The organism is Bacteroides sp. RCH18 (assembly GCF_058231005.1).
In genome coordinates, this window is record NZ_JBIPTC010000002.1 from 1,738,542 (window position 1) to 1,763,444 (window position 24,903).

Annotated in this window: 22 protein-coding genes; 19 read left to right on the forward strand and 3 right to left on the reverse strand. The window is 43.5% G+C overall.

Translation table 11 applies throughout. From position 1 onward, the window contains the following. Nucleotides 1-40: 40 nt before the first annotated feature. Together ACHLI0_RS22040 and ACHLI0_RS22045 are read left to right on the forward strand one after the other, a co-directional pair. Complete coding sequence (locus ACHLI0_RS22040; protein WP_490750050.1) at nucleotides 41-1,924, forward strand: alpha-L-fucosidase; 1,884 nt, start codon at nucleotides 41-43, stop codon at nucleotides 1,922-1,924. Nucleotides 1,925-2,296: 372 nt separating this feature from the next. Then, nucleotides 2,297-4,645, forward strand: coding sequence for a glycoside hydrolase family 3 N-terminal domain-containing protein (locus tag ACHLI0_RS22045; RefSeq protein ID WP_490750182.1), 2,349 nt, complete (start codon nucleotides 2,297-2,299; stop codon nucleotides 4,643-4,645). 105 nt (nucleotides 4,646-4,750) lie between these two features. Here the strand turns inward: ACHLI0_RS22045 and ACHLI0_RS22050 are convergent, their stop codons facing one another. Beyond that, the gene (locus tag ACHLI0_RS22050) at nucleotides 4,751-5,227 is read right to left on the reverse strand and encodes a Dps family protein (RefSeq protein WP_016268133.1); all 477 of its coding nucleotides are present in this window, start codon (nucleotides 5,225-5,227) and stop codon (nucleotides 4,751-4,753) included. Nucleotides 5,228-5,364: 137 nt separating this feature from the next. On the opposite strand from ACHLI0_RS22050, the gene ACHLI0_RS22055 reads away from it, so the two are divergent. Continuing rightward, nucleotides 5,365-6,291, forward strand: coding sequence for a hydrogen peroxide-inducible genes activator (locus ACHLI0_RS22055; protein ID WP_055217270.1), 927 nt, complete (start codon nucleotides 5,365-5,367; stop codon nucleotides 6,289-6,291). Nucleotides 6,292-6,297: 6 nt separating this feature from the next. On the opposite strand, the gene ACHLI0_RS22060 is transcribed toward ACHLI0_RS22055, so the two are convergent. Next, a complete protein-coding gene (locus ACHLI0_RS22060) occupies nucleotides 6,298-7,230 on the reverse strand; it encodes a DMT family transporter (RefSeq protein ID WP_490750051.1) in 933 nt (310 codons plus the stop codon). 121 nt (nucleotides 7,231-7,351) lie between these two features. Between ACHLI0_RS22060 and ACHLI0_RS22065 the strand changes: the two genes are divergently transcribed. Continuing rightward, nucleotides 7,352-8,041 (forward strand): MIP family channel protein, encoded by a 690-nt coding sequence (locus ACHLI0_RS22065; protein WP_032813526.1) that lies wholly within the window; start codon nucleotides 7,352-7,354, stop codon nucleotides 8,039-8,041. Nucleotides 8,042-8,159: 118 nt separating this feature from the next. Here ACHLI0_RS22065 and ACHLI0_RS22070 read toward each other — a convergent pair whose 3' ends face one another. Beyond that, nucleotides 8,160-8,882: a NigD1/NigD2 family lipoprotein gene (locus ACHLI0_RS22070; protein ID WP_490750052.1), complete on the reverse strand. Its 723-nt coding sequence runs from the start codon at nucleotides 8,880-8,882 to the stop codon at nucleotides 8,160-8,162. Between the two features lie 179 nt (nucleotides 8,883-9,061). Here ACHLI0_RS22070 and ACHLI0_RS22075 point away from each other — a divergent pair, with 179 nt between their 5' ends. The 15 genes from ACHLI0_RS22075 (at nucleotide 9,062) to ACHLI0_RS22145 (ending at nucleotide 24,899) form a co-directional block, all read left to right on the forward strand. After that, nucleotides 9,062-9,610 carry an RNA polymerase sigma factor gene (locus ACHLI0_RS22075; protein WP_008760422.1) on the forward strand — a complete coding sequence of 183 codons (549 nt, stop codon included), beginning with the start codon at nucleotides 9,062-9,064 and terminating at the stop codon, nucleotides 9,608-9,610. 8 nt (nucleotides 9,611-9,618) lie between these two features. After that, nucleotides 9,619-10,875: an outer membrane beta-barrel protein gene (locus tag ACHLI0_RS22080; RefSeq protein WP_490750053.1), complete on the forward strand. Its 1,257-nt coding sequence runs from the start codon at nucleotides 9,619-9,621 to the stop codon at nucleotides 10,873-10,875. 169 nt (nucleotides 10,876-11,044) lie between these two features. Further along, a complete protein-coding gene (locus ACHLI0_RS22085; protein ID WP_008760424.1) occupies nucleotides 11,045-11,665 on the forward strand; it encodes an RNA polymerase sigma-70 factor in 621 nt (206 codons plus the stop codon). A 127-nt stretch (nucleotides 11,666-11,792) separates the two neighbouring features. Beyond that, nucleotides 11,793-12,788 (forward strand): FecR family protein, encoded by a 996-nt coding sequence (locus ACHLI0_RS22090; RefSeq protein WP_490750054.1) that lies wholly within the window; start codon nucleotides 11,793-11,795, stop codon nucleotides 12,786-12,788. Between the two features lie 45 nt (nucleotides 12,789-12,833). Beyond that, nucleotides 12,834-16,082, forward strand: a complete 3,249-nt coding sequence (locus tag ACHLI0_RS22095) for a TonB-dependent receptor (RefSeq protein WP_490750055.1) — start codon at nucleotides 12,834-12,836, stop codon at nucleotides 16,080-16,082. 23 nt (nucleotides 16,083-16,105) lie between these two features. Next, nucleotides 16,106-17,572, forward strand: a complete 1,467-nt coding sequence (locus ACHLI0_RS22100; protein ID WP_490750056.1) for a RagB/SusD family nutrient uptake outer membrane protein — start codon at nucleotides 16,106-16,108, stop codon at nucleotides 17,570-17,572. A gap of 33 nt (nucleotides 17,573-17,605) precedes the next feature. After that, nucleotides 17,606-18,646, forward strand: coding sequence for a cadherin repeat domain-containing protein (locus tag ACHLI0_RS22105; protein ID WP_490750057.1), 1,041 nt, complete (start codon nucleotides 17,606-17,608; stop codon nucleotides 18,644-18,646). A 10-nt stretch (nucleotides 18,647-18,656) separates the two neighbouring features. Continuing rightward, a complete protein-coding gene (locus ACHLI0_RS22110; protein WP_490750058.1) occupies nucleotides 18,657-20,372 on the forward strand; it encodes a DUF4091 domain-containing protein in 1,716 nt (571 codons plus the stop codon). Between the two features lie 13 nt (nucleotides 20,373-20,385). Then, entirely contained in the window at nucleotides 20,386-22,461 is a 2,076-nt protein-coding gene (locus tag ACHLI0_RS22115) for a family 20 glycosylhydrolase (protein ID WP_490750059.1), read from the forward strand. A gap of 144 nt (nucleotides 22,462-22,605) precedes the next feature. After that, entirely contained in the window at nucleotides 22,606-22,740 is a 135-nt protein-coding gene (locus tag ACHLI0_RS22120; protein WP_008766759.1) for a hypothetical protein, read from the forward strand. Between the two features lie 17 nt (nucleotides 22,741-22,757). Next, nucleotides 22,758-23,012, forward strand: coding sequence for a hypothetical protein (locus ACHLI0_RS22125; RefSeq protein WP_055299618.1), 255 nt, complete (start codon nucleotides 22,758-22,760; stop codon nucleotides 23,010-23,012). 92 nt (nucleotides 23,013-23,104) lie between these two features. Continuing rightward, the gene (locus ACHLI0_RS22130; protein WP_008760431.1) at nucleotides 23,105-23,446 is read left to right on the forward strand and encodes a type II toxin-antitoxin system RelE/ParE family toxin; all 342 of its coding nucleotides are present in this window, start codon (nucleotides 23,105-23,107) and stop codon (nucleotides 23,444-23,446) included. Beyond that, the gene (locus ACHLI0_RS22135; protein WP_008760432.1) at nucleotides 23,418-23,729 is read left to right on the forward strand and encodes a helix-turn-helix domain-containing protein; all 312 of its coding nucleotides are present in this window, start codon (nucleotides 23,418-23,420) and stop codon (nucleotides 23,727-23,729) included. Before ACHLI0_RS22130 ends, ACHLI0_RS22135 begins: the two co-directional genes overlap by 29 nt. Before the next feature lie 548 nt (nucleotides 23,730-24,277). Further along, nucleotides 24,278-24,631 (forward strand): type II toxin-antitoxin system RelE/ParE family toxin, encoded by a 354-nt coding sequence (locus ACHLI0_RS22140; protein WP_490750060.1) that lies wholly within the window; start codon nucleotides 24,278-24,280, stop codon nucleotides 24,629-24,631. Next, entirely contained in the window at nucleotides 24,597-24,899 is a 303-nt protein-coding gene (locus ACHLI0_RS22145; RefSeq protein ID WP_118417892.1) for a helix-turn-helix domain-containing protein, read from the forward strand. Before ACHLI0_RS22140 ends, ACHLI0_RS22145 begins: the two co-directional genes overlap by 35 nt. Nucleotides 24,900-24,903 lie beyond the last annotated feature (4 nt).

Below are 24,903 nucleotides of genomic sequence, written 5' to 3' on the forward strand. Positions count from 1 at the left end.
AATAACCTGAAAAGATAAAACTATAAATGAATCGAACACCATGAAGAGAAAACCAATCGCAACCAGTATTTCTACAGTAGTATTCAGTCTACTTTTAACAGGATGTCAGAGTGTTTCGGCACCGGAAGCTATTTTACCCGTTCCTCAGGAAAAGCAAGTAAATTGGCAGAAGATGGAGACATATGCCTTTGTACACTTCGGTCTCAATACCTTCAATGACCGTGAATGGGGTTATGGCGACTCTGATCCGAAAACGTTCAATCCTGCTCGTCTGGACTGCGAGCAATGGGTGCAGACATTTGTCAATTCCGGTATGAAAGGAGTAATCCTGACTGCCAAACATCATGACGGCTTTTGTCTGTGGTCTACACAGCTTACCGAATACTGTATTCGAAATACCCCTTACAAAGACGGTAAAGGTGATATTGTACGCGAACTTTCCGATGCCTGTAAGAAGTATGGAATCAAATTTGCCGTTTATCTCTCTCCGTGGGACAGGCATCAAGCCAATTATGGAACGCCGGAGTATGTAGATTATTTCTATAAGCAGTTGCATGAATTGCTCACTAATTATGGTGATGTTTTTGAAATCTGGTTTGACGGAGCCAACGGAGGAGACGGTTGGTACGGAGGAGCGAAAGACGCACGTACGATCGACCGCAAAACATACTATGATTACCCGCGAGCTTATAAGATGATCGATGAACTGCAACCGCAGGCTGTGATTTTCTCAGACGGAGGGCCGGGCTGCCGTTGGGTAGGAAATGAGAATGGATTTGCCGGAGCTACTAACTGGTCTTTCCTTCGGGCAGGCGAGGTATATCCGGGATATCCCAAGTATCGGGAATTACAGTACGGGCATGCCGATGGAAATCAATGGGTCGCTGCCGAGTGTGACGTTTCTATCCGTCCGGGATGGTTCTATCACCCAGAGGAAGACGACAAGGTAAAAACAGTCGATCAACTGACGGACTTGTATTATCGTAGTGTAGGTCATAATGCGACTTTATTATTAAACTTCCCTGTAGACCGCAACGGTTTGATTCATCCGACCGATTCATTGAATGCTGTTTCATTCCATCAGAGAGTTCAGAAAGAGTTGGCAGATAATTTATTGAGCAGTGCAAAAGTATCAGCTTCCGACGAGCGTGGAGGACAATTCAAGGTTCGTGGCGTAACGGACGGAAAGTACGACACTTATTGGGCAACCAATGACGGAGTGACTACCGCCGATCTGACTTTCACTTTTAGTCAGCCGACGAAGATGAATCGGGTAATGATTCAGGAGTATATACCTTTGGGACAAAGGGTTAATTCCTTTGTTGTAGAATATAAGGAGGGCGATCAGTGGTTGTCGGTTAAATGCAACGAAGAAACTACAACCGTAGGATACAAACGTTTGTTACGCTTTGAAATGATCGAAACAGAAGAATTGCGTATACGGTTTACGGATGCTCGTGCATGTTTGTGTATCAATGAGGTCGGGGCTTATTACGCTCCCGATGCAACGGAAAATTATACACCGGCAACCTCAGAACTGAAAAGTTTCTCTTTTACAATTTTGGGAGTGGATACGGAAGAAGCAAAGAAATGTAGTGACAAGGACGATCAGACCGCTGCTTTAATCTCAGGCAAGGAAATCATGATTGATCTTGGTGAAAATCGTACAATCCATTCATTCTATTATTTACCTGATCAAAGTGAATATAGTAAAGGGTTGATCTCATCATACGAATTGTCTGCCGGTATTACCGAAGAGGCGATGCAAGTCGTAGCACAGGGCGAATTCTCGAACATCCGTAATAATCCGATTCTTCAGAATGTGTACTTTAGTCCGGTTGAGGCTCGCTATCTTAAGTTAAAAGCGACTCGTATGGTAGATGAAAGTGATTCTTTGGGAATAGCGGAAATTGGGTGTCGATAGCCTCTCTCTAGAATATTTTTTGATTTTATCTGCAATATCTGCCACCTGCTTGTTTATTCGGTGATTTATAGTGGCTTATAGTGTTGCAGATACCTGTTGCAGATGTGTTGCAGATAATTTATCTGCAACACAGTGATTATTATATCTTTGTGTGATCTCTTGATGGATTCTTTGAATTGATAGTATCTTTGGTTTGTTTCAATTGGCAGAACATTTAGTTTCTGAGGCTTGAAACTAGAGTTTCTCCTGTTTGAAACTAAAGTTTCATCAGCTTGAAACTAAAGTTTCGTCAGCTTGGAACTAAAGTTTCACCGCATGAAAACTTCTGCGAAACTAGCGGAAAGTAATTTTTATATTATATCATATTGTATGTTGACAAAGCGATTATATATTTTGATTGTAGGATTGGCGATGAATGTCGTGGCTTTTGCCCAATCTTCTCTGTTACCTTATAAAAATCCGGTCTTGTCTGTTGATGAACGGGTGAAAGACTTGCTTTCACGTATGACATTGGAAGAAAAGGTCGGGCAACTATTATGTCCTCTTGGCTGGGAAATGTACGAAATAAAGGACGATGAAGTACATCCTTCTGAAATGTTTAAAAGACTAATGAAAGAAAAGAACGCAGGTATGCTGTGGGCAACTTATCGTGCAGACCCTTGGACTAAGAAGACATTGGAAAATGGCCTCAATCCCGAGCTGGCTGCCAAAGCCGGCAACGCATTGCAGAAATATGTGATTGAAAATACCCGTCTGGGTATTCCTTTATTTTTGGCTGAAGAAGCACCTCACGGACATATGGCGATTGGAACGACCGTTTTTCCAACCGGCATAGGGATGGCGGCAACTTGGTCACCGACACTGATTGAAGAAGTAGGAAATGTGATTGCTAAAGAGATTCGTTCACAGGGTGCACATATCAGTTATGGTCCTGTACTGGATTTATCTCGTGATCCTCGCTGGTCACGTGTAGAAGAAACCTTTGGTGAAGATCCCGTATTGAGTGGACGACTGGGAGCGGCGATGGTCCTAGGGCTAGGTAGCGGAGACCTGTCCCGTGAATATGCTACCATCGCTACATTGAAGCATTTTCTGGCTTATGCAGTACCGGAAGGTGGACAAAACGGTAACTACGCATCGGTAGGGACCAGAGATCTGCACGAAAACTTTCTTCCTCCTTTTCGGGAAGCGATCGATGCGGGAGCACTGTCTGTGATGACCTCCTACAATTCAATAGATGGTGTTCCCTGTACGGTCAATCATTATCTGCTGACACAATTACTGCGTAACGAGTGGAGATTCCGTGGCTTTGTTGTTTCGGATTTATATAGTATTGAAGGAGTCCATGAAAGTCACTTTGTTGCCTCTACTATAGAAGAGGCAGCTATGCAGGCCGTTTCTGCCGGAGCAGATATTGATTTAGGTGGCGATGCGTTTATGAATCTTACTCACGCCGTTCAATCCGGAAAAATCAGTGAAGCAGTGATTGATACTGCCGTATGCCGGGTATTACGGATGAAATTTGAAATAGGATTGTTTGAACATCCTTATGTAAATCCGAAAACAGCAACGAAGATGGTGCGTAGCAAGGACCACATCAAATTGGCACGCAAAGTGGCGCAATCATCTATTGTATTACTGAAGAACGAGAATTCGATTCTTCCTTTGAATAAGAAGATAAAAAAAGTAGCAGTTGTCGGACCTAATGCGGATAATCGTTATAATATGCTGGGAGACTATACAGCTCCGCAAGAAGATGAAAACATAAAAACCGTGTTAGACGGAGTGATCTCCAAACTGTCTCCTTCTAAGGTGGAGTATGTGCGTGGATGCGCTATTCGTGATACGACAGTGAACGAAATAGCGGAAGCGGTGGAGGCAGCTAGCCGTTCGGAAGTCATAATAGCAGTGGTGGGAGGATCCAGCGCACGTGATTTCAAGACGAGCTATCAGGAGACGGGTGCAGCAATTGCTGACGAAAAGAGTATCAGTGACATGGAATGTGGCGAGGGGTTTGACAGGGCTACCTTGACTTTACTGGGAAAACAACAAGATTTATTGATTGCATTGAAGGCTACCGGGAAGCCACTGATCGTAGTCTATATTGAAGGTCGTCCGCTGGATAAAGTTTGGTCATCCAAGTATGCCGATGCATTGCTGACCGCTTCTTATCCGGGGCAGGAAGGAGGGTATGCAATAGCTGATGTTTTGTTTGGAGATTATAATCCTGCCGGACGATTGCCGGTTTCCATCCCCCGTTCTGTCGGACAGATACCTGTCTATTATAATAAAAAGGCTCCCCGCAATCATGATTATGTCGAACAAGCTGCTTCTCCATTATACACTTTTGGCTATGGGTTGAGTTATACCACTTTCGAATATTCGGATTTACAGGTAATACGTAAATCTCTCTGCCATTTTGAAGTTTCATTCAAAGTGAAAAATACAGGAAGCTATGACGGTGAAGAAGTGGCACAACTTTATCTGAGGGATGAATATGCTTCAGTAGTTCAGCCTCTCAGACAATTAAAGTGTTTTGAACGTTTCTTCCTGAAAAGAGGAGAGGAGAAGGAAATCTTTTTCACTTTGACCGAAAAAGACCTGTCCATTATCGACCGGAATATGGCGCGTGTTGTGGAAACAGGAGATTTCCGGATAATGATTGGTGCCTCTTCGGATGATATAAGACTAACAAAAGATATTTCTGTAGAGAGTCTGTGAGTGACGAAGAGACTTATTTCTAATCTGAGTTTATCAACATGGAACAGGCTGACTCTGAATAATCACGAGTCAGCCTGTTTTTCACTTAAAACCTAAACCTTGTATTTACTTGCTGTTATAAGCCGTCAACATCCAAACCATCTTTTCCTGTTCTTTCAGATAATCGCTCATCATCGAAACGGTTACTTCATCTCCGGCTTGTGAAGCGATAGACAGAATCTTGCGTTCTTCACCGATCAGATAACTGATAGACTGTAGGATGTTATCCAGTGCCTGTTCTCCGTTGCTTACCTTATCCACTTCATTAATATTGGCTACTTTCAGATAATCACTGAATTTGTTGGCAGGAGTACCGCCCAGCATCAGGATACGTTCTGCGATTTCGTCCACCTTTTCGGCGGTATCATCATACATCTTTTCGAATTGGCTGTGAAGTACGAAGAAGTCATGCCCTTTGATATTCCAGTGGAAACCGCGGAGGTTGGTGTAATACACTTGGAAGTCTGCCAGTAATTGTTGCAAAGATGCTACTACGTTGTTTGCTCCCGATTCGTTCAATTTGATAAATTCTAAAGTTTTCATATTCTATTTGTTTTTAATGATTTATATTCGTTTTCTTTTTTTCTGTACTGCAAAGATAAGGCGGAAAATGCTTGTTGTCAAACTGATAATTTCTATCTTTGCATAGAAGAAATCTATAACTTAATCATATTTGATAGATGACGATACAACAATTAGAATATATATTGGCGGTTGATCAGTTCCGTCATTTTGCCAGAGCGGCGGAATATTGCCGCGTGACGCAGCCTACGCTGAGTGCTATGATTCAGAAACTGGAAGATGAGTTGGGAGTGAAGTTGTTTGACCGTACAGTGCAGCCGGTCTGTCCCACAGCGATTGGAGAAAAGATCATTGATCAGGCACGTGTCATTCTGGCACAGACGGCGCAGGTGAAAGAAATAATCAGTGAAGAGAAACAGTCACTGGCAGGCGTGTTCCGTTTGGGGGTATTGCCTACCATAGCACCTTATTTACTTCCCCGCTTCTTCCCCCAACTGATGGAAAAGTATCCGGAACTGGATATACGCGTCACGGAAATGAAAACACAGGATATCCAACAGGCATTGCATGCCGGAGATATCGATGCCGCAATTATAGCCAGCAAACTGGAAGACACTTTCCTGAAAGAAGAAACACTTTTCTATGAAACATTCTTCGGATATGTTTCCTGCAAAGAACCTCTGTTCAAGCACGACGTGATACGCACTTCCGATATTACGGGCGAACGTCTCTGGCTATTGGACGAAGGGCATTGCTTCCGTGACCAGCTTGTACGTTTCTGCCAGATGGAAACGGTCAAAGTCAATCAGATGGCCTACCATCTGGGAAGTATGGAAACCTTCATGCGCATGGTAGAAAGCGGAAAAGGAATCACCTTTATTCCCGAACTGGCCGTTTCGCAACTGAACGAAGAACAGAAGAAACTGGTACGTCCGTTTGCCATTCCCCGCCCTACACGGCAGATAGTGCTTGCGACCAGCAGGGATTTTATCCGTCATAGCCTGCTCAACGTACTCAAAGAAGAGATACTGGCGGCAGTACCCAAGGATATGCAATCCCTGCAATCCATTCAATACTTGCTGTAATATTGCTTATCCCTGCGTACTGCTTCCGGCTGTATGGCGTTTCAACCATCGACCTATTTCAGCTCCCTTAAAATAGATAATGAGGGAGCTGACTATGATAATCATTCCTGCAACGGTACTGAATGTCGGATACTCTCCCGGGAGCATGATCCAGCTAAGTACGGCGCCCAATATCGGGTTGATTAGTCTGCACATATTGATATCACTCACTTTGGCTCCTTTACTCTGCAAGGCGATAAACCAGAAGCTGAAAGCAAAGACCGAGATAAATACCAGAATAGAAAGACTGATATAGAATCCGGCAGGCTTTCCGATAAATGAATGATACCCTTCCGTACCTAATCCTATCATATAGATAAGCAGTCCGCCGAAGAACATCTGCACGGCATTCAGGAAGATAGGGTTTATCTTGCCTTTATCTTCCGATACCGAAATCGCGGAATATCCCTGAAAGATGATACTGAGCAGCAGAAGTACAATTCCCGTGATCCCTTTCCAGTCCAGCGGAGCGCCATTGCTGCCCATGCCTACGATAAGTAGCAAACCGATGAGGCTGACAATAAGGCTGATAATCTTGTGCACATTCAGCCGGTCATTGCTGGCCAGCAGATGGGCTAGCAGTACATTGATCAGAGGTGTCATTCCCATAATGATAGAAGAGATAGCCCCGCTGACGAAGTCGACACCGAAATAGAAAGCCGTGTACCCCATAAGCATATTGATCAGGATCAGATTCAGAAACAGTTTGCTGTGTTGGCGTATTTCTTTCCACATTCCCTTATGCCAGGTATAAGCAAAAAGAATGATGCCTACAGTGGTAAAGCGGATTCCTGCAAAGTTCATCGGCGAAAAGTCGTAACTCAGTCCCTGCTTGATAAACGGATTGACGATAGCCCATAATACAGAGGCCAATATAGCGTAAAAAAGTCCTTTTTTCATTTTATGGTTTGGTGGTTTTATTCAAAAATGCTGCAAAGATAGTAATAATTAGGCACATACATTTTGAATCTAGGTATTAATTCCTTATATTTGGAAAATCAACCATTTTTTATTTAGTAATATGAAAAAATACATTGCAGAAATGATCGGGACGATGGTGCTCGTCCTGATGGGATGTGGAAGTGCTGTTTTTGCCGGCAGTATGGCTGGTACTGTAGGAGCCGGCGTGGGAACGGTCGGCGTTGCTTTGGCATTTGGGCTTTCAGTAGTGGCGATGGCGTATGCTATCGGAGGTATTTCGGGATGTCACATCAATCCTGCTATTACGTTAGGAGTATTCCTTTCGGGTCGTATGAATGGAAAAGATGCGGGTATGTATATGCTTTTCCAGGTTATAGGAGCGATTATCGGTTCGGCTATTCTTTATGCCCTGGTGACCACCGGCGGGTACGACGGACCGACGGCTACCGGTTCCAACGGCTTTGGTGACGGCGAGATGCTACAGGCATTCATCGCAGAAGTGGTCTTTACTTTCATTTTTGTATTGGTGGTGCTGGGGTCTACCGATCCGAAGAAAGGGGCGGGAGCTTTCGCAGGCCTTGCCATCGGTCTTTCTCTGGTATTGGTGCATATCGTATGTATCCCTATTACAGGTACTTCCGTCAATCCGGCACGTAGCATCGGTCCGGCATTGTTCCAGGGTGGAGAAGCGTTGTCGCAGTTATGGCTGTTTATTGTGGCGCCGTTTGTAGGAGCGGCTGTCAGTGCGCTCGTCTGGAATTATTTCGGTGACAAGAATGAAAAGAAATAATAAGAAGAAATAAACGGATCACTTTATGATAAAATTAAGGGCGAGAGTTTCACAACTGTCGCCCTCTTTTGCGTAATTATATATTATAATAAAAAGAGTGTTTCTATAATTACTAGATTTAATTAGATGCGGGGAATTTCACTTCATAGAATTTTTCCCCGTTATATAAGGTCTTGACACGTATTCTGAGTCCTTTCTTGCCTTTCATCTGATCTTGAATCTTATCTAATTTGAAAGATATATACCCTTCGCCCAGACGGTCAGCGGTGTCGCCTTCGTCGTTATGTCGGAATTCCAGATCGATATACTCATCGTTGGCATCATCGGCAGCAGGTTCAGCTTCCTTGTTGTTGATGACCAGATTCAGGAAATGTTTCTTGTCCTCGCTATGCGTGCCGTAATATTGGAATTCGATTGTCAGATATTTCTTGTCTTGGGTAATCCACATATAAGTAGAATTGATTTTATCGTCTCCGATCTTCTCTTCCGTATTTTCTCCTTCCCCCATAGTCACGATTTCTTTGGTCAGGATCTCTTTTATTTCTCTTACCTGAATATTATAGTCATATCCCTTCACCGGTTCTTCCAGCTCTTTGAATATCACAAAGGCGCGTTGCCCGTCTTTATTCTTGTCACTGATCCATCCGTTTCCATTGCTCGGGAACATTGTTTTTCCATCATCCAGAGTGAAATAGAAATCCTTGCTATCCGGGCTGATCAGATTGATGGTGCTGATGACCAGTGAATCGGATGAGGAGTCATCATCATCCAGACACGACTGAAGTATCGGCATTGTGGTCATAACAGCAATAATAAATGCAATGAATTTAAATTTCTTCATATACTATAAAAATGTTTTTTAATGAGTACTATTTACTTGCTTTGTACTTTGAAAATGCAAGGGGGGAGAAAATATTGCATTTGAATCTGTTAAAGAAACAAAAGTTGCAAAAGAGTTGTTCTCTCTGTGCAGTATTTCTATCTTTGCTGCATTTATAAGGTAAACACGTGTATAAGCAAATGGAAGAATTTGAGTTGTCGGAACAATGCAGGCTGGGAAATAATCGAGCCCGCAAAGAATTGTATGAGCATTATGGAGGGCGTTTGCTAGGCGTCTGTCTGCGCTATACCGGCGACCGTGATACAGCTCAGGATCTGCTTCACGATGGTTTTATAAAGATATTCAGTTCTTTCGACAAGTTCACCTGGCGGGGTGAAGGCTCACTGCGGGCCTGGATGGAACGGGTGATGGTCAATACCGCTTTACAGTATCTTCGCAAGAGTGATGTAATCAGTCAGTCGACGCCTTTGGAAGAAGTGCCCGAAGATTACGAGGAACCCGACGCTTCGGCTGTAGAGATGATTCCGCAAGCGGTATTGATGCGATTTATCGAAGAGCTGCCGGCGGGATACCGTACCGTGTTCAACCTTTACACCTTCGAGGAAAAATCGCATAAGGAAATAGCACAGTTGTTAGGTATTAATGAGAAGTCATCGGCTTCGCAATTATTTCGGGCGAAGAGCGTGTTGGCTAAGAGAGTAAAAGAATGGATAATGAATAACGGATAGGTAGAGATATGGAAGAGAAAGAATTATGGATGAATAAGTTGAAGGAGAAGCTCGGGGATTACACGGAGCCGCTTCCTGCTTCCGGTTGGGAACAACTGGAAAAAGAACTTATGCCTCCTGTGGAGAGGAAGATATATCCTTATCGTAAATGGACGGTAGCCGCTGCGGCTGTCATTTTATTGGCTTTGGTGTCATCGGTCAGCCTGTATTTCCTCGGAACTCCTGCTGCTGATGAAATTCGTCATGCCAAGACTCCGGCGTTAGCCTCTGTACCGGATGTTTTGCCGGATGCGCAGCAACCGGATATGACAGGAACAACGGTAGAACCGGTAGTGCGTCCGGTAGTGAAGAACCGCATCGCGAAAGCAGAACGGAACATTCCCCAACCGACGGCAAATATCGACGAACCGGTGAAGAAAGAAGAGCAGCCTTCGGAGCTGAACGCTCAGACCGGCGACCGGAAAGAAAAAGAAGAAGTGGAACCGGTGGAAGAAACGAAAGCCGCCCGGCATAAGCCTGCAGATACGGAACAACCGAGAAATAAGCCACGCCGCCCTTCCAGCAGAGACAAACTACATATTCCGGCAGAAAAGGCATCTTCGCAGAAAGGCACATGGTCGATGGGACTTTCGGTAGGTAACTCCGGTGGTGCTTCTACAGAGTTGGGATCGGGCATTCCTTCTTATATGTCCCGCGTGAGCATGGTATCGGTATCAAACGGTCTGTTGAGCATACCCAATGATCAGCAATTGGTCTTTGAAGATGGAGTACCTTATTTGCGTCAGGCCAATCAGGTGGTCGATATGGAACACCATCAACCTATCTCCTTCGGATTATCTGTCCGCAAGAGTCTGGCGAAAGGTTTCTCTGTCGAAACAGGATTGACTTACACCTTGCTTTCTTCGGATGCTAAGTTTGCGGACAGCGACCAGAAGACCGAACAGAAACTGCATTATCTGGGTATCCCGTTAAAAGCGAACTGGAACTTCCTTGATAAGAAACTGTTTACTCTTTATGTATCCGGTGGAGGTATGATTGAGAAATGTGTTTATGGTAAGCTGGGCACGGAAAAGGAAACTGTGAAACCTTTGCAATTCTCCGTCTCCGGTGCAGTCGGCGCACAGTTTAATGCCACCAAACGGGTAGGTATATACGTAGAACCCGGTGTTGCTTATTTCTTTGATGACGGTTCCGATGTACAGACCATCCGTAAGGAGAATCCGTTCAACTTCAATATTCAGGCGGGTATCCGACTTACTTATTAGTCAATATAGTTGAGCTATATATTTTAAAAGCGATATTTTACCAATGACGGTTAAAATATCGCTTTTAAAGTTTTATGTGCAGAAACTCTGCTGAAAAATCGGAAATCTGAGAAAATATTAATATCATTGTCATCTGTAACTTTATACCTTTGTTTCAAAATACGACACTATGGTTGATTTTTCAGATGAAAAGTTTTTATTAGACGAGATTAGAAAAGGTAATAATCAGGCATTTGAATATCTTTTTAAGGCTTATTATCCCCGTTTGCGCGGCTATGCTATTCGCTTCGTGGAAGATGAAGAGACGGCTCGTGATATTATTCAGGAGTGTTTTCTGCGTTTTTGGGAGAAGCGGGAGTTGTTGTCGGCTGTATCGGTCACCTCCTTACTTTTTGCAATGGTACGCAATGGATGCCTGAATTACTTGAAGCATCTTTCCATTGTCGAGAAACATCAGATAGAATATCTTGCATCCATTGATGGTGAAGAAAGGCTCTATTATGCCGACTTCACGCTAGATGCAGAGCACAAACTACTATATGACGAATTGCAGGAACAAATCAACCTTGTCATCGGGCAGCTTCCCGAGCGTTCGCGGGAAATCTTTCTGATGAGCCGTTTCAAAGGACTGAAGAATCGTGAAATTGCAGACAAACTTCAGATATCGACTACGGCAGTCGAGAAGCACATTGCGAAAGCATTGAAAAGCTTCTCCAAACACTTCAAAGACAAGTATCCGGTAGACATTTATATTATGATTGTTGCCTGGGTGATTATGAATAATAAATAAAGAAGAAAATATAAACCATTGATAATTAGAATGGAAGAGCAGGGACTGAAAAATTCCTGCTTTTTTCTTTGTATGGGTGGTTGGGTAAAAGAAATAATAGTTGTTACATCTTATAGAAAGTGAAATTATGGAAGAAAAGAAAAACATTCGTGAGTTGGCCGTTCAGTATTTCGAAGGAAGAATCCGGCGAAAAGACGAAAAACTATTGTTTGAGTATGTCGGACAAAGTGAAGCAAATCGCACGGCATTCAGACAGTGGGAAAAGGAGTGGATTGCCTCGGGCATTACCGATTCCAATACCACGAAGGAGTGGGAGACATTACAACGCAAAATCCGCACGCAGGAAGCCATTATCCCGATGCTGGGTATTTCGAAAACGAGATTCTCCGTTTGGCGGAAAGTGGCTGCTGTTGCAGCCATCGTACTTCTGACTATAGGAGGAACCCTCGGTGTCCGGCAACTCTCTTCTTCATTACAACCGGAAACGTACTTTGTATGCGAAACTCCTTATGGCGAGAAGAGTAAAGTCGTTCTGTCTGACGGTACAGTCGTTTGGCTTAATGCAGGTTCTACACTGAAGTATTCGAACAAGTTTAATACCGCCAATCGCAGAGTCGAACTGAATGGTGAGGGGTATTTTGAAGTCACCAAGAAAGCGGGAGCTACTTTCATCGTGCAGACACATGGATATGACGTCGTTGTGAAAGGAACGAAGTTCGACGTATCCGCCTATGATGACGATCCGTTCATTTCCACCACTTTACTTGAAGGCTCGGTCGAACTGAATTATAAAGGCAGTCCGATAAGGATGTCTCCTGGAGAGTCCATGAGATTGAACGTAGAAACAGGAAAATTCATCCGTACCCAAGTAAACGCTTCACAATCAAAAGCGTGGGCGGAGAACCGTATAGAATTTGATCACATTACATTGAAGGAACTGGTTGCAAAACTATCCCGACAATATGATGTGAATATTTGGCTGGAATCGGAAGCAGTAGGAGACAAGACATTCCGTATTTCTCTGCGCAACAGAGAAACAATCGGAGAGGTGATGACGGCTTTGCAAGAGATTATCCCGATAACCGTCGAACGTAAAGGCAAGGATATATATATCAGAGAATAATTTCCATTTCGTAACAACTATTATTAAATTAAATCGAGAAAAACTATGAACAACCGAAAGAGCTTATTACGGCTGCTTCTTTTAGTTTCATTCTGTCTGGCGACAGTGACTTTGCACGCCCAAGTCATCAACAAGACATTCAAGAATGAAACATTGAAGACAGTATTGAAAGAAGTTGAGCAACAAACAGGTTTATCTGTCATCTATAAGACAGATGAAGTGAATGAGAATAAAAGAATTACGGCAACTTTCAAAAATGCATCATTGGACGAAATTCTGAATAAAGTCTTGGATAAGGATTTGACTTATAAGTTGCAAAACAAGATGATAGTCATTTTGAAAAAGACTCAGAAACCTCATGACGGCAGTACAAAGAAGAATATCAAAGGGACAGTCGTGGATGATAAGGGCGAACCGATCATTGGGGCCAGTGTGGTAGTGAAAGGAACTTCAACCGGAATAATTACGGACCTTGACGGAAACTACACTATAAATGAGGTATCGGAAGATGCCTGGATTTCAGTCTCTTATATCGGTTATCAGAGTGTGGAACTTCGAGCTGCCGATAGTAAGAATCTGCTTCGGATTGTCCTGAAGGAAGACACTAAAGTATTGGATGAAGTAGTTGTCGTGGGGTATGGTGTACAAAAGAAAAGTGATATCACCGGTTCCGTTTCTTCCGTAAAATCAGCAGAGCTGTTGTCAGCTCCTAATGCCAGTACTGCACAGGCATTGCAAGGACGTGTGGCAGGCGTTGTTGTGCAGAATTCCAGTGGTGCTCCTTCGGGATCGGCAACGATCCGCATCCGTGGAGCCAACTCGCTGACTTATGGAAATGATCCTTTGATCATCATTGATGGTGTTCAAGATGGGAATATCGGAAGTTTGAATCCTAATCAGATAGAATCCATCGAAGTATTGAAAGATGCTGCCGCCCTTTCTGTCTATGGTTCGAAAGGTGCGAATGGTGTTATTCTGGTGACAACTAAAAATGGGAAAACCGGAAAGCCACAGGTGTCTTACAACGGTTTTGTTTCATTTGATGAAGTACGGAAAACCTTGCCTGCATTGAATGCAAAAGAATATGCCCTGCTGATGAATGAGGCTCAGGAAGAGAATGGGCTCAATCCTGTTTTTGGACCGGATGAGATTCCGTTGGAAGGAAACAGTACGGACTGGCAGGATAAGATTTTTCGGAATGCGGTTTCCCAATCACATAACATCAGTATCAGCGGAGCGAAAGAAAGCATTTCTTATTTCATAGCTGGAGGATATACCAATAAAGATGGCATTGTACAGAATACCAATTTTAAACAATATACTTTTCGTGCAAACTTTAAAGTTCAGGCTACATCCCGTTTGAATTTGTCGCTGAATACGTTTGCCTCTTATGACGAGACGCACAATGGAGATTATGAACAGGCTATTAATGCAGCACTTCAATGGTCGCCTACGAAACGCATCTATGACCCCGATAGCGAAGGAGGATATACACAGCCGGGTGGAGGAATAGGACCGGTTTCATTGTACAATCCGGTGGGGTATGCTTTGGAGATAGTGGACGATAAATCCGTTGCTTCTTTTAATGCTTCTTTAATGGGAGAATATAAATTCTGGGATTTCCTCAAATTATCTTCTTTGTTTTCATATAAGACTCATAGCGATACCAACGGGTATTTTGATAATCAGCGTGTCAATAATGGCGATATTAGAGATATTAACGGAAGTAAGGCCCAATCACGCTATATTGCTTTGCAAAGTACCAGTATTCTGACTTTTGATAAGGCTTTTGGTGATCATACCGTTCAGGCTACCGGGGTATACGAAGTGTTGAAGGATAATTATCAGAGCACATCTGCTTCTTCCAGAGGAATCCCGGTGGGAATGGGATATAATGGAGTGCAGTTCGGTTCTATTTTGCAGGCCCCTTGGGTGGAATATTCTACTACGGTGATGCAGTCTTTTATGGGTCGCGTGAATTATAGTTATAAGAATAAATACATGTTTTCCGGATCGGTTCGTTATGATGGAGCCAGCCAGTTGGCAGAAGGAAACAAATACGACAATTTTACAGCAGTTTCATTAGGATGGAATCTTATGGAAGAGAAGTTTATGAAAAGGCTGAAAGATATGGTACCGGAGTTTAAAATTCGCGGGAGTTACGGTACGGTAGGCAATGCGGCAGTGCCCGCTTACTCTTCTCATTTAAAGTTTTATCCGGGCATGGACGATAGCGGAAACCCGACTTTGGCCATATCAGATTTAGGCAATGACAATCTGAAATGGGAACGCACCCGTGAGTTGAACATCGGTATAGACAGTCGATGGTGGGGAGGGCGTTTGAGTTTCTCAGCCGAATATTATAACAAGAAAACCACAGACCTGTTGATGTGGCAGAAAGTACCTTCAGTATTGGGTGTCAGTTCCATCCTGACCAATGTCGGTTCCGTGTCCAATAAAGGATTTGATATCATGTTGGGTGGTATTCCTGTCTCTACCAAACATTTTAAATGGGACATCAATTATACATTGAATATCAATAAAAATAAGATTCTCGAACTGGACGGGCTTTCCAATACGCTTATTACTACTGGTGCCGATTATCCGGGATTGGTGGGTTCTTATGTCCAGATGGTGGGACAACCGATGGGTACATTCCTCGGATATACCTTTGCCGGTGTTTGGCAGAAATCAGAAGTTTCGACGGCTGCGCTTTACGGAGCAAAGCCCGGAGATGCCAAGTATGTAGATATCAACCGTGATGGAAAAATAGATAAGGATGATATAGGCATTATCGGTAATGCCCAGCCGAAGTTGAGCTTCGGATTCAACAATACATTTACGATTTTTGATTTCGACCTGAATATTTTCTGGCAGGGAGTATCCGGTAATGACATTTATAATCAGAATCGTATCCGGCGTGAGACTTATTCGTCAGATGCATTCCCGACCAGTACGGTTATGAAAAATCATTGGACACCGGAAAATCCGACAAATATTCCTGCTTTTTCGGGAGCAGAGTATGTAAATTCTTCCCGTTGGGTGGAGAAGGGAGACTATTTGCGCCTGAAAAATATCACATTGGGCTATCGTATTCCGCACAAGATACTGTCAAAAATAGGATGTTCGTCCGCCCGTATCTATGTCAGTGCCAATAATCTATGGACAATAACCAATTATTCGGGATTTGATCCGGAAGCAAGTATGGGAGCAGACTCGGATGCGGCAGGCGTGGACCGTGGTGTGTATCCTTCGTCAAAGAGTTTCCTTGTAGGGTTGGATATTTCGTTTTAATGATCATTTAATAATAACAGACTATGAATTGTACACTTATAAAAAAGAGCTGCGTCGGATTATTGGCGATAATATTAAGTACGAGTTGTGCCGATTTGACAGAGAATCTTACCGGACAGCCAACTGTCGATAAGTTCTTCCAGACACTGACCGACTTCAATAGCTATATCACAGGAGCCTATACCCCCTTAATCCTTTTATATGGTACCGATATGCCCTATGCGGCCAGTGCAGGTGCCGAAGATGTAAATACCCCCGTCATCAGATGGAAAGGATTCGAACAGGTTAACATTAACACAGTAGGAAATCCGGACGAAGTGACGGATGAGTTATGGAACTCATATTACACAAGTATTAGCGCGTGCAATACATTGATAAAGATTATCGGTGAGAACACGAAATTATCTCCCGACGAATTGTCCCCGATTGGAGGGGAAGCCCATTTCTTGCGTGCTTTTAATTACTTCCAGTTGGTGCGTTGGTTTGGCGAAGTGCCATTGTTGACGGAGGATAATCAGGATAATGCGGCAAAAGAGCCTCAGGCGAGTGTTGCCCGGATTTACGAGCAGATAGTTTCTGATTTGAAGAATGCAGAGTTGACATTGCCTCTTTCACAGGATGATCCGAGCCGTCCGAGCCGTTGGGCGGCAAAAGCGTTGCTGGCAAAAGTCTATTTGACAATGGCGGGATTTCCGTTGAATGAGACTTCCTGTTATGCGCTGGCACGTGATAAGGCTAATGAAGTAATTAGTGAAAAGGTCTATACCTTAGAAAAAGTATATTCCCAATTGTGGTTATGGAGCAACCGTAAAATAAACTCCGAATTTATCTTTGCGCTTTATGCCAGTTCGGACAATGCAACAGGCAGTTATATCCATCAGGCCGTGCGTCCTACGGATCACGGAGAAAACGGCTGGGCAGATTGGACCAGTGACAAACGCTTTCTGGAAACTTTTCCCGTAGGAGATGGCAGCCGTTTGAGCGGAACTTTTTATACTCGGATGAGGGACGGTGCTTCGTGGGAAGACACCAATGTGGCACAACCTTATGTGGGAAAGTACCGGGATGCAGGTCCAAAGAGCGGAGGATATTCAGGGATAGCTACAGCTAATAAAGCGGACGGATTTTTCTGTATGTTACGCTATGCCGATGTGTTGCTGATCTACGCGGAAGCCGCTAATCTGGCGGAAGGCAGCCCTTCGAAGGCGGCATACGATGCTATCAATGAAGTCCGCGAACGAGCAGGGCTGACTAAACTTTCGGGACTGACTCCAGTACAGTTTGACAAGGCGGTATTGGACGAACGTAACTGGGAATTAGCTTTTGAATGTAATCGTTGGTTCGATTTGTGTCGTCGTCATATTCTGAAGGAGACTTTGGAGGCTTATTATCCGGAGGCAAAGATTGACGATCACAATTATCTTCTACCGAAACCGAGCGACCAGATGACCATCATGACCGGTATTGTTCAGAACCCCGGATACAATTAAACGTCAATAACATAATCGAAAAGAACGAATGATATGAAAAGAAATATAACTTTGATTTTAATCACTTTGTGTCTGGCGATAGGAGTCGTTTCTTGCAGTGAAGATTCTTATCCGGAGAATCCTACCCTTGTTTCGCCTATTTCGGGATTAGTCTTGGAAGTGAACGGAACGGACTATGTGGCTACCCCTCTGTTGCAGGAGGAAGATGGTTTGTTGAGTAAAACATTGTTGGTGGCAGTCAATCAGCCTTCCACTACTGCCATAGTGAAACAGATAGACGTTTCCGACCCTTCGGCTACGGTCAATATAAATGTGGGAGATGTGATCACTTTCAGGAATAACCAATTTGCATTGGAATGGACGAAGGGGACACAAGCCGAGACTTTTCTACTGGAGATGAGTTATAATCCTCCTCCGGTAATGTATTTGGTAATGTCGGGTGAGAAAGGAGATTACTATGGCCTGAATACAGAAACGGCACAGACCATTGCTTCCATTACCTATAATAATCTGTTTGAAGGATATATAGACTTGACAAATACAAGCTGGAACAACATCGGCTTGGTGCAATCTGACCAGTCCGCCTATTTTGATGTTAGCGCCGGATTGGGCGGCGGACAATCTTATGGAACTTTAGCGATGGTGGAGAAATCTTCTCCGGGAACCGGCTATTATCCGTGTGACGGTCCTTGGGGAGACTGGACAACTACTGGAGGCAATGCCTCAATTGTCTCTCCTGGCATCTGGAAAATTAACTTTGACCTTACTACCCGTCAGATCGTTTTACTGGAGACGCAATGGGCTGTTACGGGGACAGCCGCAGGAACGGTGAAAGCAATGGTCTACAATTCTGATACCCGCAAGTGGTCTTTGACGACAGAACTTACAGCCGGAAAATTGAAATTTACCACTATTCCGGTCTCTGCCGGTGATCCGACTGTAACGTATGGGGCATCCGATGGTATTGTCAGACTGTCGGAGACAGGGACGGATATTACTATCGACGAAGCTGGCACGTACCGGATAGAACTGGACTTGAGTACACCTTTTTATGATTATACTATAACGAGATAAATCAACAATTATGAAGAAATTCTTATTAAGCAGTATATTTTTGTTTTCACTGGCTTATGGAGTAATAGCTTGTACCGACGGTTTGCCGACCGACAACTGGGAAGAACCTGTCGCTCCCGCAGAGCCTGCCGTTACTACCCTGCGTGGTTCGTTCGAAAGTAAGTTTGTGAGATACTCCAAAGGTCAGCAACACGAAGCTCAGATGGAAGAAGCGAAGATCGTCACCCTTTGGAAAGACACCCTTTGGCAGAACGACCGTACACACAAACAGATAGTGTTATGGTCAGGAGATAAAAAATATGACGACCTCACTTATGAAGTCTCGGATCTGGTGAGCGATGCGAACAGCATCTCTGCCTCCAATATCCGACTTCGTTTCCCTTCCTATATAAAGGGAGACGATCAGGCACTCGATTGTGGAAATTATGAGAGCCGTACCACTACCTTGATTGCCGATGCCCTTTCCGAAGTACCCGTCACAACGCTTACCACTCAAGATCCCGTTAAGATATGGGTGACCATAAACACGCCGGCAGATGCCGTACCGGGCATATATACCGGAACCATTCAGGTGAAATCAGCCAATGAAGTGAAGCAGAAGTTTAATCTGGAATTGCTTGTCGTAGATCATCAGTTGCCTGCGGTAGCCGATTGGAGTTTCCATCTTGATTTATGGCAGTTCCCTTTCCAATTGACAACTCTGTGTCGGGACAACGGAGAAAATGTCGTTCCTTTCTCCGATGAATATTTTGCGATGATGAAGCCGTTTTATCAACTGTTGGCAGATGCCGGGCAGAAGGTAATCACCACGTATATCAAGGACGGTGCTTTCAATAGCGGACAAACGATGGTGAAGTGGTCGAAAAACGGTTCCGACGAGTGGATATTCGACTATACCGATTTTGATAAATATGTCGGGAAAATGATGGAATGGGGAATCAATAAACAGATCAGCTGTTTTTCTTTGGCCGGATGGAAGACGTCTGTCGGATATAAAGACGCGTCGGGCACAGACCGGATATTGGAACTCACCATAGGTACGGAAGAATATAACACTGTGTGGTCTGCTTTCCTGACTTCTTTCAAGATGCATCTGCAAGCAAAAGGCTGGTTTGACAAAACCGTGCTTTATATGGATGAGATTAAAGAAGACGGTATGAAGTCAATCATAGCTTTAATCAAAGAGAACGATGCGAACTGGAAAATAGGACTGTCGGGAGGAAATGTCGACAGCGGGATAGAGAACAGCCTGTATGATTATTCGACCATTTTAGGCTACGAGCGCCAGTCGGACAATGCCATTTCTACCTTCTACACTAGTTGCTCGCAGCAATACCCGAACAACTACGTTACGGCGCAAACCAATCCGGCAGAAATGCCGTGGATGGCGTGGTATGCGCTGGCAAAAGGATTCGACGGATATCTGCGCTGGGCATACGATTACTGGACACAGTCCGACCCTGCCAGTGCACAGGATGGAAGTAATGCGTCCGGCGACTTCCATATGATTTATCGCAGCGAAAATACCGCCGCCGCTGTTCCCATCTCCAGCATCCGTCTGGAATTGCTGCGGGAAGGCATTCAGGATTATGAAAAGGCACGTATACTGAACAACGGACAACTGGACGCAGCTATCCGCAATTTCACCTCTGCTTCGGGGCGTGAAGCCGCCAAGTGGGTAGGAATAGCCGAAGGAACATTGAAAGAACTATCTGCAAATGATTAAACAGAAATAGATAATGAAGAAATTAAAGAATAAAATAGCTTTCGTACTGCTGTTTATACTTGTCTCCGCCATGTCGCAGGCAAAGGGATTGGACCCACGTTTTCAGATACTCCCTTTACCCCAGAACATAGAGATACTGAAAGGGCAGGGGATAGCAGGTAGTGAACTGGCATATATCGTATCGAAAGGCGAAAGTAAAGTCCCCGTTTTAGGAACATTGCTGGACGCTTTACCCCGCATTGAAAAACAAGGAGCAGGTATTACACTTTCCCTGTCGGAACAGAACACCCCCGAATCTCCGGAAGGATACACACTGGAGATTACATCCCGGGGAGTAACGATCCAATCGCGCGGACAAGCAGGATTGTTCTACGGTTGTCAGACCTTGGAACAACTGATGGAGGATAGTCGTGACCTTCGTATCCCTATTCCATGTCTCCGAATGACGGATTATCCCGAAATCCCTTACCGTGCCGTTCACTTTGATACGAAGCATCATCTGGACCGGACGGAATACTACTACCGGACCATTGATAAACTGGCTCGCTATAAGGTAAATGCCATCATTTGGGAAGTGGAAGACAAGCTGCGCTATACCCGCCGTCCCGAAGTGGGCGCCCCCAATGCCATCAGCAAACAAGAGATGCAGGCTATCAGTCGCTATGCCAAGGAGCGTAATATTGAGATTAGTCCCTTAGTACAAGGATTGGGACACGCCGGCTTTATCCTGAAGCGCCATTGGGAACTGCGGGAAAATCCGCATAGCGACTGGGAGTTCTGTCCTTCCGACCCGCGCACCTATGAGTTGCAGTTTGATCTTTATCGGGATGCGATGGAAGCCATGCCGGACGGCAAATATCTTCATATAGGCGGAGATGAAATAACGGCTATCGGCATAGACGAACGTTGTAAAGCAACCGGAAAAACAGCTTTTGAATTGCAGATGATCTGGCTCAAAAAGGTTTGCGACTTTGCTGTGGAACATGGCAGAACTCCCATCTTCTGGGATGATATGCCTTTGAAATATGCCGACCTTTGGTGGTTGTTGCATCGCCCGCTCACCGATGATGAAATTCGTAAGAACTGGAATACCTCCCGGCTGGACGAAGCTATCAAGATGTTCCCGAAGAATTGCATCTATATGCGTTGGCATTACGAAGACCCTACCGTCTTGTCCCATCAGATGCTTCTGGAATGGTATCATAAGAATGGACTGAATGTAATGGGAGCTACCGCCGCAGCGACCGGTGAGACTCCGTTTATGCCCAGAAACAACTCCAGGGCACAATATATTAAAGATTTCTGCAAACTTGTTTCTCAAAATCAGTTGAAGGGCATCCTTGCCACGGCTTGGGATGATGCCTCTGCCCATTGGGAAACGGTGATGCGCGGACTTATAGCACAGGGCGAATATAGTTGGCATCCGGACGGGCGGACTGTGGACGAGTTTATCCGGGCGCACGCCCGAAGGGAGTTCGGATTGTCCGGTCAGCAAATGGAGTTTCTGACGGAAATGGAGAAAGCTGCTTTCTTCTTTGATCAGGCATTAGTTGTTTCCGGCACACGAAATCCTGCATGGGGAGTATCGGAAACATTCCGGTTGCTGGATTTGCCGGATCCGGAGAAACCGGGAGAATGGAAGCGGAAATATCAGGGAAGACTGGATACCGTCCGCATTGAATCGGCGCGTTATGAGAAGATTTGTAAAGGCTTGAAAGTGGCTGAACAGGCAGCTTTACGCAATCGCTACACGTTGGATATTTATAAGCAGACGAACGAACTGTTTCATTATCCGGTGAAATTGTTGGAAGTTTTAGAGGTTTATGACAGTACAAAAAACGATGAAGAACGTCTTCAAGCATTAGTAAGGATAGGTGACGTTTGTAACTCCTTCAAAAGTATGCGTGCTGAATTTGAAAAGACTTATTCGCAAACTCGTTTTATGGAGAGTCCGGAGGGGTATATTGCCGACCAGAACCACCATCATCACTTGTCTGCTTTAAGTAACAACAGTGACTGGATATTTCTGTATGAAATGCCGATGGTAGAAAAAGTGGAAAGATGGTTGAAAGAACAAAAAGATAACTAACCTTAGATTTTAAATATCGTATTGTTCTGTTGAGGACAATACAGCGTAGTGTTTTTGAAGGTATTAGTCACCATTTCGGGAAGCAGGCAATAGCTGTGCTTTCCGGAATGGCTTTTTTATTTATAATTTATAAAAATCGTTTTTATGGAAAATTCATTGAGTGATGAATTGTTTTGTTCATTGAAGAATGAACTTCGTGAAGTAGATGCACAAATCAGTGTGCATAGTGAAAAACTGTTGGAGCTGATTGACCAAAAAAAAGAATTGTCGTCCAACTGATTCGGGAAGAAGAACAAATGACGCCCACTGTTATCGAATATCGGGGAGATCCGAAACGGTACATTTCTGTTATTCTAGGTGCTATTGACCGGGGGAGGTTGACGTATAATGGAGACGCGAATTGCGAACAGACGTTCCGGTCCTTGTCAAGTGTGATAGATGTCATAAGCCCTAAGAACGGGAAAGCGCTTAGTATCGAAACGTTGGTCTCGTATGAGAAGAAAGAACGTGCCGGAGAGTTTTCAGATTATTCGGAGGGAAAATTCGAATAAAATGAGTACCCGAGAGGGAATTTAAGCCCGTTAGCAGTATAAATTCGACTTTAAAAGTTGTATGATATTGAAACTTTTATTATATTTGCACAATGAGAAGAAAAGTAATAGCATACGGTCAATACTACAAGGATTTTCTTGCCACTCTGACAGAAAAGGAAATTCAAAAAGTGAAATATGTGCTTTCATTGCTTGGAACAGAAGACCGTTTGCCTATCAAATTTATAAAGGTTATACGTGATGGTCTATATGAACTACGTATATCATATAACGGAAACATTTACCGTATCTTTTTCATTTTTGATGAAGGGCAAATAGTTGTTTTATTTAATGGCTTCCATAAGAAAACACAGAAAACCCCATCATCTGAAATAGATAAGGCATTAAAAATAAAGGAGGAATATTATGAGTACAAAAAACAACATGCTGACTGATATCAGCGCAGAACTTGATAAGGAGTTCGGAGCACCTGGGACTCCGGAACGTGAAAAGTTCGATGAAGAGGCATACGCTTTTTATACTGGTCAAATACTGTTGGATGCACGACGGGAAGCAAAAGTAACTCAGTCTGAATTAGCAAAGAGAATCAATGCAACTAAATCGTATATCTCACGTATTGAAAGCGGAGCTATAAATCCAAGTGTAGGAACATTCTACCGAATTATTAATGCATTAGGATTGAAGATTGAAATCGTAAAACCAATCATGGGTATATAGTCGAAAAAACCGAAGGATATCTTAATCCTCCGGTTTTTCATATTTTACTTTCCTATCACTTCGATTAACCAACGATTTAAGTTCCGGCTTTCTGCACTAAATTCCACTCCGATCTTTACAATAAGATATTCTTCCTTCGTATATCTTCAAAGGTTTGTATTCCAATAGGAAGTTTACGCATCAAGTTGTCCATATCTGATTCTTTTGATCTTTTGCACATCAAAGATAACAAATATTTCCTGAAGTCTGCTTCAATTGGTGGGTTGATTTGAAAATGCGGTGAGAAATCGAAAAAAGACGGTTGTGTTTTTCCGATTTTCCGCCGTCTTTTTGGAGAAAGAAAAGGTAAAAAGTGAGAGGAGTGAGAGAGGATTTCTAACATTCGTATTTTTTTTAGAGAAATATAGAAAGTAGAAATAAAGAAATAAAATAGAAAAAGTTTCAATTCCTCTCTCACTCCTCTCACTTTTGGGGGTGAAGATGATGAAAAATAATATAAAACGAGGAAATGTGTTGTATAGTTGAACAACATTCCTTATATTTGCGTTATGGAAAAGAAACGTAAGATCCGTACATACGGAGGTTACTTTGAGGCTTTCATGGAGACTTTAACCGAAAAGGAACAAGATAAGATTCAATACGGATTACTCTTGTTGAAAACACAAGAAAGACTCTCCGCTAAATTTGTGAAGTTTATTCGGGATGGAGTTTTTGAACCTCGCACAGAATATAATAACAATATATACCGGGTATTTTTCATATTTGATGATGGTAATATTGTTGTGTTGTTCAATGGCTTTCAAAAGAAGTCACAAAAAACACCTGGTCATGAAATTGATAAAGCAGTTAAAATAAAGGAGGAATATTATGCAGATAAACAATCATCAAATAGTAGATTATGATGCTGTCCTTGATGCCAAATTTGGTGCTGAAGGTACTCCCGAGCGTGCAGAGGCAGAAGAAAAGGCCTACGCCTTTTATACAGGACAGATTATCGAGGACGCAAGAAAAAAGGCTAAAATCACTCAGGCTGAATTAGCTCGGCGTATCGGTTCTGACCGTTCTTATATTTCAAGAGTAGAAAGTGGTCAGACAGAGCCTAAAGTATCTACTTTCTATCGTATAATGAATGCGTTAGGCTGTAAAATCGAATTTTCAATGATTTTGTAAAAAC